Origin of the sequence: Siphonobacter sp. SORGH_AS_1065, assembly GCF_030818595.1 — a bacterium.
In the GTDB taxonomy this organism is placed as follows: Bacteria; Bacteroidota; Bacteroidia; order Cytophagales; family Spirosomataceae; genus Siphonobacter.
The window spans coordinates 1,794,516-1,810,068 of the sequence record NZ_JAUTAM010000004.1 but is presented as its reverse complement, the minus strand read 5'-3'; the positions used below and the strand labels follow the sequence as shown (position 1 = coordinate 1,810,068).

Genomic DNA, 15,553 nt, shown 5'->3' with positions numbered 1-15,553 from the left:
TAAAGTTAGATAATGCTGGTTACGATACCGCCCTCTACCCGAAGATTGCTTCCGTTGATGGCCCCGCTGTTTTCATCCGCCAGAAAGACTGCGGCATTCCCAATTTCTTCGGGGCGTATCAGCCTGCCGATAATGGAAGTGGGTCGGCTTGCCATAAATTTTCTTTCTGCCTCTTTTAAATCGGGGCTGTAACGTTCGGTAACGAATTTTTCGGTTCCGGTGGTCAGTGCAGGGCCGGGAAGAATGCAGTTGACGGTGACTTCCGTATTTTTGGTCAGCTCTGCCAGGTTGCGGGAAAGGCTCAGCAGCATAGTCTTTGCCACGCAGTAATGGATTTTCTCGCTGTCGGGATTGATCGCAGACTCGGATGAAATAAAGATGAGCCTGCCTTTTTTCTTGTCCAGCATCTTCCGGAAATAGACTTGGGAAAGCTGCATGCCGATCATAAAATTGAGGTCTATCATCTTTTGCCAATGGACTTCCTGCAAGTCAAAGAAATCTATGTTTTCGTAATAACCCACGTTATTGACCAATACGTCCGTTTCGGGAACCTGTGTATACAGGTATTCCTTACCTTCCGGGGTTGATAAATCGGTGACGACCGTTTGGATGCCCAATGCCGGATTTAAGGCGATAAATTCGGCTTGGGTCTGCTGCAACTGTTCATTATTACGGTCTACGATAACCAGCTCGTACTCTTTTTGAGCAAATACAGCGGCAATTCCTTTGCCGATACCTCCGGCTGCTCCCGTGATAATCACTTTTCTTTTCATTTTCCATCTTTTTAGAGCGTAAATCTGTATTAATTTTGAACTAATTAAGAGACAATCGATGTAAAATCTCTATTTATTCATCAATATTGAATAATTATGATTCAATCGGTAAAAAGAACATTTGAGATATTGAATTATATCGCTGCCAACGGTAATCTGGTAAGACTGAACGATATAGCGGAAGCTGTCGGTTTACAGAATACGACCGTACACAATTTCCTGAATACCCTGAAAGAACTGGGCTATGTGGAGCAGGACGAACGTTCGCCCCGTTATCGGATTACGTCTAAAATCAGCGAGCTGTACCTTCCCGATAAACCGCTGTACCAGATTAAAAGGGAGCTGAAACCGCTTATCGAAAAATTAAGTGCAGATACGGATGAAACCGCCTATTTAGCGGTTCAGTTGGGAAGCCATTTCCGGTATGAATACAAATGTGAACCCAACAAATCTGTACGCATCTCCCTGGAATTGGGCAGGGAATTTGAAATGAAGCACACCGCCATCGGCAAGGTATTTATGGCATATTCGCCACATCTTTCCAGGGTTTTCCTGGAAGAAATGTACGATGGAAATATGGCGGCTTTCCAGGAGGAGCTGATGGGCATCAGAAAAAATGGCTATGCCCTCGATTTTGAAGAATACGAGAAAGAGTTAAACTGCGTGGCTGTGCCTTATCTGTGTAAAGGACGTATTCTGGCTGTGATAGGCGTGGCAGGCCCAACATACCGGTTCCATCAGGAAGAAATGATAAAGACCTGCGAGCGAATTAAAATACTCCTGGGATAACTTTGGCCTTTCTGCCTTGCTATCTTACTGTATATGGTTAAAGATTTGCATCGAACAAACTACCAAAGAACCAATTTTGCCTTTCAAATCATTCAATAAAGACAATCCTTTTTTAGCTAAACCATTGGTAAAGAATAAATTTTTTACGCAATAAAAACCTTATTTTTTAGAAAGTCTATAATCTCCTGCTGGGCAACTTTGGCTGATTTTTCTACGGCCGTTTGTAGTAAAAAGGCGTGGCGTGTGTTGGGGTAGAAAGAGTAAGTTACAGCAACCGATGCCGTCAGCATCTTTTTAAATAACTGTCTTCCGTCATCACGCAAGGGATCTTCATCAGAAGCAATGATTAAGGTCGGGGGATAATGCTCAAAATTATTTTTCAGAACAGACGCAAAACGGTTTTCGCCAGTAGCAGCGTCTCCAAGATATTCGTCCCAGAGCCATTTCATCAGGTCTTTTGTGAGCCCATAGCCATCAGCAAATTGCTGATAAGATGACGTTTCAAAATCATAGTTCAAGGGCGGGTAGGCAACCGCTATGCCTTTCAGCATCCTGTTGTTTTCTTTTGCTTTTTGAGCTAATGCCAAAGCAAGATTCCCGCCAGAACTATCCCCGCAAACCGCAATATTTTGAGCATCGGCATTAATGGCTTTGGCGTTATCCAATATCCATTGAAAAGCTGTGAAAGCATCATCCACCGCAGCCGGGAATACATGCTCCGGTGCAAGACGATAATCTACGGCAATGACCATAAAACTACCATCCGAAGCCAAACGCCTGCAAACATCATCATGCGTATCTAAATCTCCTCGTAACCAACCTCCACCGTGCAAAAAAATAAGTACCGGTAGTGCATATACGGCTTCGTTATTTCTGTAAATCCTGACTTGCAACGTTTCATCAATAGACTGATTGACAACAAAGTTTATCGGAACTTGTTCTTTTGTTGCCCATTGACGGGCTGCATCCACCAATGCCTTCCGGGATTCTGTTACGTTCAACTTTTCCATAATTTAGTTGTCTGTGGTACCATTTTGTGCAAATTTGCTCACGAGGTACGTAAAAAGTCATCACACACTTTTTTGTGCTATACTTACTTTTATGGAAGTGTTGCAAAGTCATCGATATGCCAGAGTTCAAGCACGACGGAAAACTGTATTACAATCCCATAGAGTTTGCCTTGTCTCATATAGGCGGGACGTGGAAAATGCCTATTCTGTGGCGTTTGAGAACCAAGACGATGCGTTATGGTGAACTAAAGAAAGACATTCCGCATATCACCCACAAGATGCTGTCCAGCCAACTAAAAGATTTAGAAGCCCATGGATTAATCCAGCGAGAAGTATATGCGGAAGTGCCTCCGAAAGTGGAATATAGCATTACCGAAAAGGGAAAAGAAGCCCTTCCCGTAGTAGAAACACTTATCGACTATGGTAAAAAACTGATGGCCGCATACGAGATTGAATATCCTTAGAAGATGCGAAGGATTGACTCATTAGAACCCCAAGCCATCATTGCTGATCTTTTCGGGTATCGGCCGTGTTGACCTGTCAGGAAAGTCCGCCATCGCAGGGCAAAATTTTCCCGGTCATATAGTCGTTCCGGGCGAGAAAAAGAATAGCGTGGGCAATATCTTCCGGTCTTCCAATTCTGCCGACTGCAATTTGTGAGGCATAGCCTTCAAAAGCCTGTTGCTTACTATCTGCTGGCATAAAATCCCACCAGGGCGTGTCCACTACTCCGGGCGAAACGGCATTGATGCGGACAGGTGCAATTTCTTTGGCAATAATGGGCACCATCATTTCCAACGCCCCATTTACCGAACCAATTCCTGACGTGCCGGGAAACTTTGCCGTAGCGGTAATAGCAGTAACCAGTGTAATGCTTCCTGCCGGATTCATAAACGGAATGGCTGATTTCAAGGTGTTGAGATGCGGCCAGTATTTTTCTTCAAAACCTTTCCGTAAATCGTCCAGCGAAAGTTCCATAAAGTTTCCCAAGCCTTTGTTGCTGCCTAAAGAGATAACCAAATGGTCGATATTTCCCAAGGATTGAAAAAATGCCTGCAATGCTTCAGGGTTAGTGCTGTCTACTCCGGCGGTTTGTAATCCTTTTGCGGATGCGGATCTCCGTTTCTCTGCATCTCTTCCCGTTACCGTAACGCTTGCCCCTTTGTTCAGAAACAACAACGCAGTGGATAATCCAATACCGGACGTACCTCCGGCAATAACGATTTTTTTGTGCTCTAAAGTCATCATTTTTGCTTTTAAAAGTTGGAACAAAATTGCTACCCCAACCATGCTAAAACATTGACCTGATACGGCCTTTTATATACTCAATTATTCATCTTCCGGAACGTGAGCGGTGTTTCTCCTGTATAGCTTTTGAAGAAACGGTTGAACGAAGCCGGTTCTGAAAAATCAAGTTTATAGGCAATCTCCGCCACTGAATGATCGGTGTACCGTAACAGTGATTTCGCTTCCTGCAAAAGCATTTCCCTGATGGCTTCGGAAGCGGTATGGCCGGAATGTTCCTTTACGGTTTTATTGAGATGATTGGCACTTACACCCAACATTTCCGCATAATCCGACACTTGTCTTTTGGTTAAATAATGTATGGATACCAATTTTCTAAAACGGCTGACCAACCGGTAACTTTCCGGTTTATCTTCACTTTCATCACTAATAGTTTGCTTTTCGTAGCTTCTTTTTGCCTCTAAAAGCAAGAGATACAGATACATTCGGATGGCCTTCTCCCGACCTGTTTTTTTGCTTTGTAGTTCGGCATTCATTTTCATCAACAGCTCAATCATTACCTCCAACTCATCGGCTGAAACCTGAAAAACAGGTGTTCCCGAAAGACTGTAGAACGGGAATTCATCTGTTATTTTTATGGATGGAATCAGATCGTTCAGAAAATCAGCATTGAATAGGATATAGTAACCGAACGTATCGGCAGAAAAATTGCTTTTCGAAAAAATCTGGTTAGGAAATGTGAACGCCAGCGTCCGGGACTTGTTAGGAAAACGGTCCAACCCAATTTGCATATCCAGTGAGCCTTGCACGGTAATACTCACCCTGTAAAAATCAGATTTTAAAGGACCGATAGACCGAATCAGACCTTCGCTGGAATAGATTTCAAAGCCCTCAATCGTTTTAGTTTTTTCAATATGATTGTACCCGAATGATGCCATTCCATCATCTTCCCGATGAACGGATTTAAACTTTTTCAGGTCGTATTTTGGAATATCTGTAACCACTTTTTTCATCACAGACAACTATCAAATTTTCCAGTCCTTAAAATCACTGCTAATTTTTTCTTCACACTCATTCATAATCAGACTAAGGCATACGTTCTTCGGATTATAAAAAATGAACTGGAACGCTTCAAGAATAACCCTGATTTACAGTAGTTCAATAAGCAAGAGCAGTCTAGGTATTACCTTGGTTTGTTCATCAATTTTCTATGCTTCCCTCCCCAATTACTCAATTGTGACCAAATAGGCACTAACTCTTTAGCAATACTTGTTAGTTCATAATCTACTCTGGGAGGCACTTCCGCATGTACGGTACGCTTTACCAAACCTTCCTTTTCAAGCTCTCTCAACTGTAGCGTAAGCATTCGTTCTGTAATCCCGTTAATCCTGTCCCGGAGCTCACTGAAACGCAATTTCCCATTTTCAAGCTTGCAAAGAATCAGCAATTTCCATCGCCCGCCAATCATACAAACGGCGTAGGTCAAATCACAGCTTTCAACGATGTAGTTTTCATTTAACAAATTGGTTGACGTTTCTTTTCTTTTACCCATTACTTACAAATTTGTCTGTACCATACAAATAGCTGTATACTATGCAAAAATAGTGGTTGCTCGATAGGTTTGTGGGGTCAATTCAAATAAGTTAATGATGCACAAACAGGTTCTTACTTTCATCGCCAGTCTAGTAATCCTAAGCAGTTCGGCTCAAACGACTTTGTTAGAAAAGAAACTAGACGACTTGTCCAATCGACTTATAGCAAACAAAGAAGTCGTGGGAATGAATGTGTTGCTGATGCAGGACGGCAACGTTTTATACAATAAAGCCTTTGGTTATGCCAATGTATCAACCAAACAGCCCTTACAGACCGACCATATTTTTCGCATTGCATCGCAAACCAAAGCCATCACCAGCCTTGCCGCACTGATGCTTTGGGAAGAGGGAAAATTCCTGTTGGACGACCCCTTATCCAAATACATCCCGGCGTTCAAAAATCCCAAAGTACTGGGCCAATTCAATCCCGCCGACAGTAGTTACACGACCGTTCCGGCACAAAGGGAAATCACCATTCGGGATTTGTTCCGCCACACTTCAGGTATAGCCTACCCTGTATTTTCGGGCAATCGCATCATTAATGCCGTGTATGCCAAAGCAGGCATTGGGACTGGCATCGGCAGCAAGGGTATTTTAAAAGATCAAATGTTGTTGCTCGCTAAACAACCCCTATTTCATCAACCGGGCGTATCATTTACCTACGGTTTGAATGATGATGTGCTGGGTTACCTGATAGAGGTCTGGAGCGGTATGTCACTGGATACATTTCTTCAATCACGAATTTTTGAGCCGCTGGGAATGAGGGACACGTATTTCCACCTCCCCCAATCAAAAGCCAAGCGATTGGTTGGACTGTCGGTAAAAGATAAAGATGGAAAATTTAGCGAGGTAAGTGCCCCCATCTATGAGGGCAATGATCCGGCTTATCCATTAGCTGACGGTATTTACCGCTCCGGGGGAGCTGGCTTAGTTTCTACCACGGCTGATTATGCCAAATTTTTGAGCCTCTTCCTCAACAAAGGATACGCACGCAACAAGCGAGTGATTGGTTCAAAAACGTTGGCACTTCTATTGACCAACCAACTCCCGGATGAGATCAAAAGACCTGCCGGGTTACAATTCGGCCTTGGGGTTGCCCTGGTTACCGACCACAACAAGTACCTGCAATCGCCTTCTGTAGGGTCATTCTATTGGGGAGGTATTTTCAATACCCATTATTGGGTTGATCAGCAGCAGCACCTGATCGGCTTGGTTTATACCCAGCAGTACGATGCCTATTCTGAAGACATAGGCCACTTGTTCAAGAATGTCATCTATGCTTCACTAGACGACTGATGCAACATCAATTAGATACATGCAGCTCAACGTATTGAACTTGAGCCCGTACTCAATAAGCAATGAAAAAATACGCATACATAGGAGCATTGGGGTTTTTAGCGGTCATTACTACCGAATTTGGCATCATCGGTATTTTGCCGCAAGTGGCAGCACATTACCAGATCAGCATCGATACAGCAGGGTATTTATTGGGTGCTTTTGCATTGGTCATCGCCCTTACGGGACCTTTTATGACCTTGCTGGCCTCAGGCTTTGACCGCAGGAAAGTGATGCTGACGGCTATTTTTATTTTTCTCGTTACGGGCGTTGTCTCTTCTTTTTCACCGCCCTTTTGGTTGTTGATGTTCGTCAGAATACTGCCAGCCTTTTTACAGCCGGTTTATATTGCAACGGCTTTATCCGTAGCGGTTTCGCAAGGCAATAAACAGAACGAGAACGAACTGATGAGTATCGTATTCAGTGGTGTCGCCATTGCCATGGTAACCACCGTTCCATTCGCTACGTATATAACTAGCCGTTTTTCCTGGGAATATTCGTTCATGGTGCAGGCCATGATCAGCGTGGTGGCTTTGCTGGCTATCTATTTCGTATTGCCACCTATGCCCGTAAACCAAAAAAAGTCCTACGGAAGCCAGTTGCAAATACTGACCAAACCAACGTTCATGGTCAGCACTGCGATGAATTTCTTTATGATTTCGGCGTGGTTTTCCACCTATAGTTACTTTGCCGATTACCTGAATAAAGCCAAAGATATGGATAGCACAATGATTAGTTATATGTTGTTTGTATTTGGCATTATCGGTGTGCTTGCCAACTGGACGGCCGGTAAAATGCTGAATAAAAACATCCCCTATACCGTCGCTTTTTTTCTTTCAGGGACCATCATCGTGCCTATACTGTTGCATGTTTCAGGAGGCAACACGATGGCTACCATCCTGGTAATCGCCTTGTGGGGGTTTCTGTATTCGCCCAGTTTTCTGAATGCTTCTACCTACATGATTTCCTCCGCACCGGAAGCCATGGCATTTGCCAACAGCCTGGCTACGTCATTTGGCAACTTGGGTGTAACCGTGGGAACGACCGTGGGAGGTTGGATCATTGTTTCTAAAGGGGTGCAGTTCACGCCTTGGATCACCGTTGTATTTGGTATGCTTGCTTTTACAATGATCGTTTTACGCCAATACCTGGAAAGAAGGGAATTGCTTCAACCTGACAAAGTTTCGCCATAAGGCACGGTTTACCGAGATTATACAGAGAAAGCCTAAACTTAACTGTTTAGGCTTTGTCATTAGTAAACCTCAACGTTCTCCAACCCAATGCGGATACATAAGCGTTTGGGTAGTAACCGTATTTAGTTCGGTACTATGTTCTGCTGATAAAGACCAACCTACTGTATCTAAATTTTCGATGAGTTGCTGTTCATTCCTTGCACCTACGACAATGTTTGAAACGGTTTCCTGTTGCAGCAGCCAATTAAGAGCAACCTGCGATATAGTCTTGCCTGTTTCATGGGCTATCCGTTCCAACGTATCAACTACGGTATACAGAAATTCATCATCAACGGGTGGAGAGCCAACCGCTCCGCCTGACTGTATCCGACCTTTGGCAATGGGTTGATTGCGTTTTATCTTTCCCGTAAGCCTGCCCCAACCAAGCGGACTCCATACCATTAGTCCTAATCCCTGGTCTTTTAGCAATGGTTTTAGTTCCTGCTCATAATCCCGACCAATCAGTGAGTAATACCCCTGATAGATCACATATTTTTCCAGGTTATATTTTTCAGAAATGGACAATGATTTCATCAGTTGCCATGCCGCAAAGTTGGAACAGCCAATATACCTGACCTTTCCACTTGATACCAGGTTATCCAACGTCCGCAAGGTTTCTTCTACGGGCGTATGACTGTCAAAGCCGTGCATGAAATACACATCAATGTAGTCTGTACCCAAGCGTTTCAGACTGTCATTTACGGCATTGGTGAGGTGAAAACGAGAGGAGCCTCTATCGTTCACATCCTCACTCATGGTAAATGAGCCTTTCGTTGCAATGATGGTATGATGTCTTTTTCCTTGTACCGCTTTTCCCAAGATTTCTTCCGAAGCTCCATTTGAATACACATTCGCGGTGTCAAAGAAATTTACACCCCTTTCCAAACTAATATCAATCAGCCGTGAAGCTTCTTTTACATCCGTTTGACCCCAACGCCCGAAGAATTCGTTTGTGCCTCCGAACGTACCCGTACCTAAACTTAGGACGGGTACTTTTAATCCCGAATTACCTAATTTTCTGTATTCCATTTTAATACTTTTAAACGTTGATCGTTTTATAAATAACAGGTGCTTCCTGCAATTTCTCCTCTATGATTTCCCTAAACGACTTGATATAGGGTTGTTCATTGTGCAAGGCAAGACCTTTTTCATCCTGCCATACTTCGTGAAAGATGAATGTGTGCGGCTGATCTATACTCTGATGTAAATCGTATTGCAGGCAGGCGGTTTCTTGTTTTGACTGCACCACCATCTTTTTTAGCATTTCCCTGATTTCATCGGTGTATTCAGCTTTGCTTTTGATCAATACCGTTAAATTGACTTTCATATTTTATCCATTTATCGTTACTACTATTTTCCCCATATTCCTTGCCTTTTCTGCATATTCATGGGCTTTTGCTATTTCATTTAGTGAAAATTTCTTTTCATCTATCAACGGTTTCACTTTTCCTTGAGTAATCAGCTCGCCTATCTGGTGCAGTATTCTACCGTGTTCTGTTTTTCCTGTTTGATCATTGTAAAGGATAGGGATAATCATATACACCGTATGAAATGCCAATGCTTTTTCGTGTATGGGTGATAGGTCTATTGTATCCAGTGATACGGTGGTTACTACCGTTCCTTTGATACGGACAGCTTCAAAGCTGTTTTTTAGGTTTTGGTTTCCAATCGTATCAAATACAAAGTCAAAACCTTTTCCGTTGGTATACCGTGCTTTGAAATCAGCTACGGTTTCTTTCTTGTAGTTGATCGTATGGTCTGCACCTAATTTTTGGGCTATCACCGCTTGTTGTTCGCTGGAAACAGTGGCATATACTTCGGCTCCCAACACTTTGGCAAACTGTACAGCAAAGTGCCCGACGCCGCCGACACCGCCATAAATCAGTACTTTCTGACCAGGCTGTATAGGGGCTCTTTGGAAAATGGCTTCATAAGCAGTAATGCCCGCCAACGGAATAGTAGCAGCATCGTAAACATCTATATTTTCAGGAATTTTGGATAATAATCGATAATCAGCTTTTGTATATTCCGCTGAAGCCCCGCCGATACCCATTACACCACCAATACACCCATACACATAGTCACCAATTTGAAATCCCTTTACGTTCTTTCCTAAGCACGCTACAATACCTGAAACATCTCCATGCAGAATAGCCGGAAAAGCTGGAACCAAGTGCGGCAAATACCCGCTTCTTATTTTGTAGTCAATGGGATTTATGGATGTTGCTTTTACCTTTATCAGGATTTCCTCGTCATTGATTTCAGGGGTAGGGAATTCTATTGTTCTGAATGCTTTGTCAGCTGCTCCAAAGCACTCCAATAGTACTGCTTTCATATCCTCCTGTTTTTAGCGATTTGCTTTTGATCCTATCCACTCGTTCAAAGAAATGCCATTGGGTTTCCATCCCAATAAATTCCGGGCATGAACGGCTCTTACACGACTATTTGAACCCCAGGCATATTTTGCCCAATCGCCCAATTCCATCAGTGCCTCATTGGCATCCCAGGAAATAACCTTTCCGTTAAATCCCAACGCCTGACTTACATAAACAGCAATTTCTCCGTAAGATGCTTCTCCGTTTTCAGCATAGAAGTAAGAGGCGGTCGGGGCTTTTTCCAAAGCCAAAGCATAGAGGTCGACCAGATCTTTTATATGCACATTTGACCACCTGTTCAGCCCTTTGCCCAGATAAACACCTGCCTTCATCTCTTTTGATTTTCTGAAAACCACTGGCAACTGGTCACTTTCGACATTCAGCCCCAAGCTATCACCATAGATCATGGAGGGAACGATAACGATGCTTCTTATGCCTTTGCTAATACCTGCAATGCGTATGTCGTTGTTAATAGTTACTCTTTCCTGTCTTACCTCAATGGGAGTAAACAGGGTTTCCTCATCAAACACCTGTGGGTTTTCCGTTTCACCCATGACATCATCGCCTACCACGCTTGACCCCGAAGTGTGTATAAACGTTTTTCCCGTTCCGGTTAAGGCACCGATAAATGTATCCACTGCAAAACGATGGTCTGAATCGGCTGTATGGATTACCGCATCTGTTTTTTGTGCGTACTCGGTAAGTAATTCCTTATCATCCAAGGTTCCTAACAACCGGAATGATGCCCAATGCTTTGACCGCATCTGCTTTGCCCTTGTCTCTTAGCAAACCATACACCTGATGGCCCTTGCTTATTACCTGTGTTGCAACGGAGCTACCTATATATCCAGTTGCTCCTGTTAGAAAAATGTTCATATCTATATCGCATTAATTCATGTTATTTGATTTTTTCCCGTGCATCAAAAAGGGCTAATCGGCACTAGTCTGAAAGATTGATGTCTGAAATGCTTCGCCGATGGAAGACTACGGAGATACCTATTCCTGCGTAAACAGGAGTGCTATGATTCCCTCTTTTGGGTCAGCCAGCCATGTGTGCTGAACGCACCTCCCCAACCAAATGTCCCGATACTTCGGGGTGACAGGTATGCATTCATTGATCGTTCTTAATGATCGATGAATGGGTAATCGGTATAACCCGCTTCACCTCCACCAAAGAATTTTTCTCTGATGGGTTCATTTAAGGGTAAGCCATTTTGCAATCGGTAGGGTAAATCGGGATTGGCAATAAACGGGCGACCGAAGCCGATTAGATCGGCCCAACCTTCCTGTAAAGCTGTTTCAGCCTTTTCAGCCGTATATTTCCCCGAATAAATCAAGGTGCCTTCATAGGCCTTTCGGTAGGCCTCTTTAAAGTCTATGGACATGACAGGAGCATCATCCCAATCAGCTTCGGCAATGTGGATGTAGGCGATACCTATTTCATTCAGGGTTTTTGCGGCAGCTATGTACGTTTCCTCGGGGTTGTCGTCCGTCGCACCCATCAAGGTGGTAAGAGGGGCCTGGCGTACGCCTACTTTTTCTGCACCTATGGCATTGGCTACGGAAGTTGTTACTTCTTTCAGGAATCGTAAACGGTTTTCCAGCGAGCCCCCATATGCATCGGTACGTTTGTTCGTTTGGCTGTCTATAAACTGTTCAATCAGGTAGCCATTGGCTCCATGCAATTCCACACCGTCAAATCCTGCGATCATCGCATTTTTTGCCCCCTGTACAAAGTCATTGATGATTTGTCGGATTTCTGATCCGGTCAATTCTCTTGGCATGGAATGTTGGACCATTTCCCCCTGCCCCGTAGCGGCATCCGAACCGTCTTTGGCAAGAAATACGTTTACCCCTTGGGCGAGAATAGCCGATGGAGCAACGGGACTTTGGTTCTTTTCCTGTAACGAAGTATGGGAAACCCGGCCGACATGCCAAAGCTGAACAACAATCTTACCTCCCTTTGCGTGAACGGCATCGGTTACTTTTTTCCATCCGGTGATTTGTTCTTGCGTATAAATGCCCGGTGTCCAGGCATAGCCTCTTGCTTGTATACTGATTGGCGTGCCCTCTGTGATAATCAATCCGGCAGATGCCCGTTGAGCGTAATATTCCGCCATCAGCTTTGTTGGTACCTCTCCTTGACCTGCCCGTGAGCGTGTCATCGGCGGCATGACAACCCTGTTTTTCAGAGGGATATCTTTTAAATAATAAGGTTCAAACAACATATATTTATAACTTTAATGATTGATACTGCAAATTTCTATCACCTTTTTATATTGTACAAATAACTTAAATAATACCTTTGTATCATAAATCTGATAGATATGCAATGGAACTTGGAATGGCTTAGAACTTTCAAAGCCATTTATGAAACAGGCACCTTGTCTGCCGCAGCACAGGAACTGTTTATTTCACAACCGGGAGTAAGCTTGCACCTCAATTCATTGGAAGCCTATGTGGGATATAAGTTGTTTGACCGTTCGCCACGGAAAATAGTCCCGACCGAAAAGGGCAAAATCCTTTACAACTTTATCCTCGAACCGCTCAAAAAGCTGGAGAGTGCCGAACAGCATTTTCATCGCCGTTCGCAACCAGAGCGGGCGACCATCAGTGTAGGGATGTGCTTTGAAACCTTCCAATATACCTTGGAAGAACACGTAGCAAGCCTGCCTTTTAACCTGATTATCAAGTTTGGTCTTTACCCTCAGATGCAGGCAGATTTGGATAGCGGTTTACTGGATATGATTGTCACCCCGCAGAAGGGTAATCAGCAAAATCTGGTTTATGAACCCTTTTCCAAAGAAAGGATTGTATTAATTGCCGGAAGCAACACGGATATTTCCGAACTGATACCGTTGTTGAAGAGCGGAGCTATTGATAAGGCAAGGGCTTTCCTCAAACAACAACTCTGGTACAGTACGGCAGGCGATATGGAACACCTGAAAAACTTTTGGTCGAAGAATTTTAATGAGCATCCCGATTTTAGCCCCAACTACATTGTACCCAATATCAGCTCTATTATTCGTTGCCTTAGTGATAACGAGGGGTTCTCTATTGTGCCGGATTTTCTTTGCCACGAAGCACTGGATACTGGAAAAATCAAATTGGTTTGGCAGGGAAATCAACCGTGGGAAAACACCCTTTATTTCGGCACAAGAAAGAATACCATGTATAAAAATGAGTTAGAGAAACTGAAAAAACTATTTGAGGAAAAGTGGGAAAGGGAAATGGCGTAAATGTTTATTTCAATTCACTTGATAAAATGATGGAGCCGTACGAGCGTAGGTTACGACAGCAAAAAAGAAATGCTCGAAGAGCATAACGACCAGCCTAATCTAAATGCGGTCATTTCCTTGATGGTCAGTGCTTCCTAAAGTATATAAAACCCAGTAATGACTACCGAAAACAATCGGCATGATCGGCAAAAAACTGGTCTATCGTTCGCGGTAGGCGACCCAGTAGTTTGCTCACCCAATCGGTAACCAACGCTTTTTCGCCGTTACGTTGTGCGGTGTCATACGCAATAAAGGTTTCGATCAGAGCGGGAGGCAGATTTTGCTGCTCCATCTCCCGGCGTGCTTCCTCCAAAGAAATAGGCACATACGCCACTGGCTGTTGAATCACGCTGGAAATCGCTGCGGCAACATCATTATAATTTACAGCCTCGCCACCCGTCAGGAAATAGGTTTTAGCGTAGTGATTTTTCGGCTTTGTCAAGCAGTTGAAAGCCACTTCGGCAACGTCCCTTTTGTCTACGTAGGCTCTTTTCCCATCGCCCGTTGATTCGTGGAATTTGCGTTCCTTACGCACGCTTTCGGCCAGATCGCCCAGCCAGTTCTGCATCATGCCGTTAGACCTTAGGATGGTATAGGGAATGTCCGCTTGGGTTAAGGTCGTTTCGACCAGACCATGCATCCGGGGAATAAAGAGCGGAGAGGAGGCATCGGCCTCCCCGGAAGATAATTTAACGAGATGGGCGGCCCCTGCTCTTTGGGCGGCCCGGATCACATTCGTTTGCTCCTGTATAAAATCTGGACTGGGGCCTGAGGTCAGGAAAACGCCACCACCTTCAGCTATGGCAGGAATCAGTTGCTCCTCATGGGCCATGTCGGCCTGATGCCATTGCACAAAAGGTAACGGGATGGCTCGTTTCAGGTTACGCGTTACCGCCGTAACGGGTATTTTGGCATCCGAGAACAATTGGATCAAATCAGACCCTATTTTACCAGTGGCTCCAAATACGGTAATTTTTCTAGCTTGTTCCATTTCACTGTTTTTAATTGACCAGTCAAATGTAGGAGCGACCAATAGCCAGAAATTGTACAAACCCGACAGCCGTAATTAGGTCCATTCGGGGAAGTTAACCAATGGACCGTTTGCTCTCGCCAAGAACTCTTTGGGCGTTGCACCCGCAAACTCCCGAAAGTCACGGATGTAATGCGATTGGTCAAAATAGTCGTTTTCGTAAGCGATATAAGTCAGCAATTGGGCAGGCTGCGTATCCAGTAACCGAAGGGCCGACTGAAACCGGTTGATTCGCATGAATCGTTTGGGAGAAAGACCGATATTCGTTTTGATCAGCCGTTCCAGCGAACGTTCGGAGAGGTTTAGTTGCGACTGTATTTCCTTCAAACTACATGGATTATTGGCCATCTGCCGGATAAAAGAAGCGACTCTGCCGTCGGCTTTATAATGGTTGCGAATCAGTTGCTGGGTAAGAAAATCGCTAATCAGGGCTATTTTTTCGTTGGTATCTTCTGAGCTAAGAAGTCTGTCGCACAGGTCATTTTTCAGCACGCTGTCCAATGCGGTATAGCCATCGGTAAGCTCGTGGGCGTCCATCCCCCAAATAGCTTTTAAGGCCTGCGGCTGGAAATGCACAAAGATCATATCGTACGTTACAAAGGCCGTATTTTGCGAATGGGCCGTTGCCGGACCGTGCAGGTATAGATGCGGGAAAGGTTTTCCGTCAATAGTGTAAAAAGAATCCGCCGTTTGCTGAAAGACCAGCCCCGGGCAGCCATCCGAAACGATCCTGAAGGTATGCGTCAGTGCCTCACTCCGTTGGTTTCGCAATAGCCCAAACCACTGAACATAAGGTTTCAAGTGATCTGCCGGCTCAATTTTTAGGTATTCCATTCTGCCTGATCGTTCGTTAAGCCTGATAACCATGGCCGCTACGTAATCACTCCGTCTTGT

General features: G+C 44.3%; 18 protein-coding genes. 5 read left to right on the top strand and 13 right to left on the bottom strand.

Going from position 1 to position 15,553, the window contains the following annotated elements; translation table 11 throughout:
• Window positions 1-5: 5 nt before the first annotated feature.
• Window positions 6-773 (bottom strand): SDR family NAD(P)-dependent oxidoreductase, encoded by a 768-nt coding sequence (locus QE390_RS08200; RefSeq protein ID WP_307141772.1) that lies wholly within the window; start codon window positions 771-773, stop codon window positions 6-8.
• Between the two features lie 96 nt (window positions 774-869).
• Here QE390_RS08200 and QE390_RS08195 point away from each other — a divergent pair, with 96 nt between their 5' ends.
• Entirely contained in the window at window positions 870-1,562 is a 693-nt protein-coding gene (locus QE390_RS08195) for an IclR family transcriptional regulator (protein ID WP_307141771.1), read from the top strand.
• Window positions 1,563-1,705: 143 nt separating this feature from the next.
• On the opposite strand, the gene QE390_RS08190 is transcribed toward QE390_RS08195, so the two are convergent.
• Entirely contained in the window at window positions 1,706-2,572 is an 867-nt protein-coding gene (locus QE390_RS08190; protein ID WP_307141770.1) for an alpha/beta hydrolase, read from the bottom strand.
• Window positions 2,573-2,688: 116 nt separating this feature from the next.
• Here QE390_RS08190 and QE390_RS08185 point away from each other — a divergent pair, with 116 nt between their 5' ends.
• On the top strand, window positions 2,689-3,036 hold the full coding sequence (locus tag QE390_RS08185) for a helix-turn-helix domain-containing protein (protein ID WP_307141769.1): 348 nt from the start codon (window positions 2,689-2,691) through the stop codon (window positions 3,034-3,036).
• Window positions 3,037-3,112: 76 nt separating this feature from the next.
• Here the strand turns inward: QE390_RS08185 and QE390_RS08180 are convergent, their stop codons facing one another.
• From QE390_RS08180 to QE390_RS08170, 3 genes are all read right to left on the bottom strand, one after another.
• On the bottom strand, window positions 3,113-3,820 hold the full coding sequence (locus QE390_RS08180; RefSeq protein WP_307141768.1) for an SDR family oxidoreductase: 708 nt from the start codon (window positions 3,818-3,820) through the stop codon (window positions 3,113-3,115).
• A 77-nt stretch (window positions 3,821-3,897) separates the two neighbouring features.
• Window positions 3,898-4,830, bottom strand: a complete 933-nt coding sequence (locus QE390_RS08175; protein WP_307141767.1) for an AraC family transcriptional regulator — start codon at window positions 4,828-4,830, stop codon at window positions 3,898-3,900.
• Window positions 4,831-5,000: 170 nt separating this feature from the next.
• Complete coding sequence (locus tag QE390_RS08170; protein ID WP_307141766.1) at window positions 5,001-5,369, bottom strand: helix-turn-helix domain-containing protein; 369 nt, start codon at window positions 5,367-5,369, stop codon at window positions 5,001-5,003.
• Window positions 5,370-5,463: 94 nt separating this feature from the next.
• On the opposite strand from QE390_RS08170, the gene QE390_RS08165 reads away from it, so the two are divergent.
• Together QE390_RS08165 and QE390_RS08160 are read left to right on the top strand one after the other, a co-directional pair.
• Complete coding sequence (locus QE390_RS08165) at window positions 5,464-6,705, top strand: serine hydrolase (protein ID WP_307141765.1); 1,242 nt, start codon at window positions 5,464-5,466, stop codon at window positions 6,703-6,705.
• 62 nt (window positions 6,706-6,767) lie between these two features.
• A complete protein-coding gene (locus tag QE390_RS08160) occupies window positions 6,768-7,937 on the top strand; it encodes an MFS transporter (protein ID WP_307141764.1) in 1,170 nt (389 codons plus the stop codon).
• Window positions 7,938-8,006: 69 nt separating this feature from the next.
• Here the strand turns inward: QE390_RS08160 and QE390_RS08155 are convergent, their stop codons facing one another.
• The 6 genes from QE390_RS08155 to QE390_RS08135 all read right to left on the bottom strand — a co-directional run bounded on the left by QE390_RS08155 (window position 8,007) and on the right by QE390_RS08135 (window position 12,579).
• Window positions 8,007-9,005 (bottom strand): aldo/keto reductase, encoded by a 999-nt coding sequence (locus tag QE390_RS08155; protein WP_307141763.1) that lies wholly within the window; start codon window positions 9,003-9,005, stop codon window positions 8,007-8,009.
• Between the two features lie 10 nt (window positions 9,006-9,015).
• Window positions 9,016-9,303 carry a putative quinol monooxygenase gene (locus QE390_RS08150; RefSeq protein WP_307141762.1) on the bottom strand — a complete coding sequence of 96 codons (288 nt, stop codon included), beginning with the start codon at window positions 9,301-9,303 and terminating at the stop codon, window positions 9,016-9,018.
• Between the two features lie 3 nt (window positions 9,304-9,306).
• The gene (locus QE390_RS08145; protein ID WP_307141761.1) at window positions 9,307-10,311 is read right to left on the bottom strand and encodes a zinc-dependent alcohol dehydrogenase family protein; all 1,005 of its coding nucleotides are present in this window, start codon (window positions 10,309-10,311) and stop codon (window positions 9,307-9,309) included.
• Window positions 10,312-10,323: 12 nt separating this feature from the next.
• Complete coding sequence (locus tag QE390_RS08140; protein WP_307141760.1) at window positions 10,324-11,115, bottom strand: NAD-dependent epimerase/dehydratase family protein; 792 nt, start codon at window positions 11,113-11,115, stop codon at window positions 10,324-10,326.
• Window positions 11,066-11,227, bottom strand: a complete 162-nt coding sequence (locus QE390_RS24755) for an NmrA family NAD(P)-binding protein (RefSeq protein ID WP_373424538.1) — start codon at window positions 11,225-11,227, stop codon at window positions 11,066-11,068. The genes QE390_RS08140 and QE390_RS24755 overlap by 50 nt, the downstream gene beginning before the upstream one ends.
• Window positions 11,228-11,475: 248 nt before the next feature.
• On the bottom strand, window positions 11,476-12,579 hold the full coding sequence (locus QE390_RS08135; protein WP_307141759.1) for an alkene reductase: 1,104 nt from the start codon (window positions 12,577-12,579) through the stop codon (window positions 11,476-11,478).
• A gap of 99 nt (window positions 12,580-12,678) precedes the next feature.
• Here QE390_RS08135 and QE390_RS08130 point away from each other — a divergent pair, with 99 nt between their 5' ends.
• Window positions 12,679-13,590 carry a LysR family transcriptional regulator gene (locus QE390_RS08130; protein ID WP_307141758.1) on the top strand — a complete coding sequence of 304 codons (912 nt, stop codon included), beginning with the start codon at window positions 12,679-12,681 and terminating at the stop codon, window positions 13,588-13,590.
• A gap of 160 nt (window positions 13,591-13,750) precedes the next feature.
• On the opposite strand, the gene QE390_RS08125 is transcribed toward QE390_RS08130, so the two are convergent.
• Both QE390_RS08125 and QE390_RS08120 read right to left on the bottom strand, forming a co-directional pair.
• Window positions 13,751-14,620, bottom strand: a complete 870-nt coding sequence (locus tag QE390_RS08125) for an NmrA family NAD(P)-binding protein (protein WP_307141757.1) — start codon at window positions 14,618-14,620, stop codon at window positions 13,751-13,753.
• A gap of 75 nt (window positions 14,621-14,695) precedes the next feature.
• The gene (locus QE390_RS08120) at window positions 14,696-15,493 is read right to left on the bottom strand and encodes a helix-turn-helix domain-containing protein (RefSeq protein WP_307141756.1); all 798 of its coding nucleotides are present in this window, start codon (window positions 15,491-15,493) and stop codon (window positions 14,696-14,698) included.
• Window positions 15,494-15,553 lie beyond the last annotated feature (60 nt).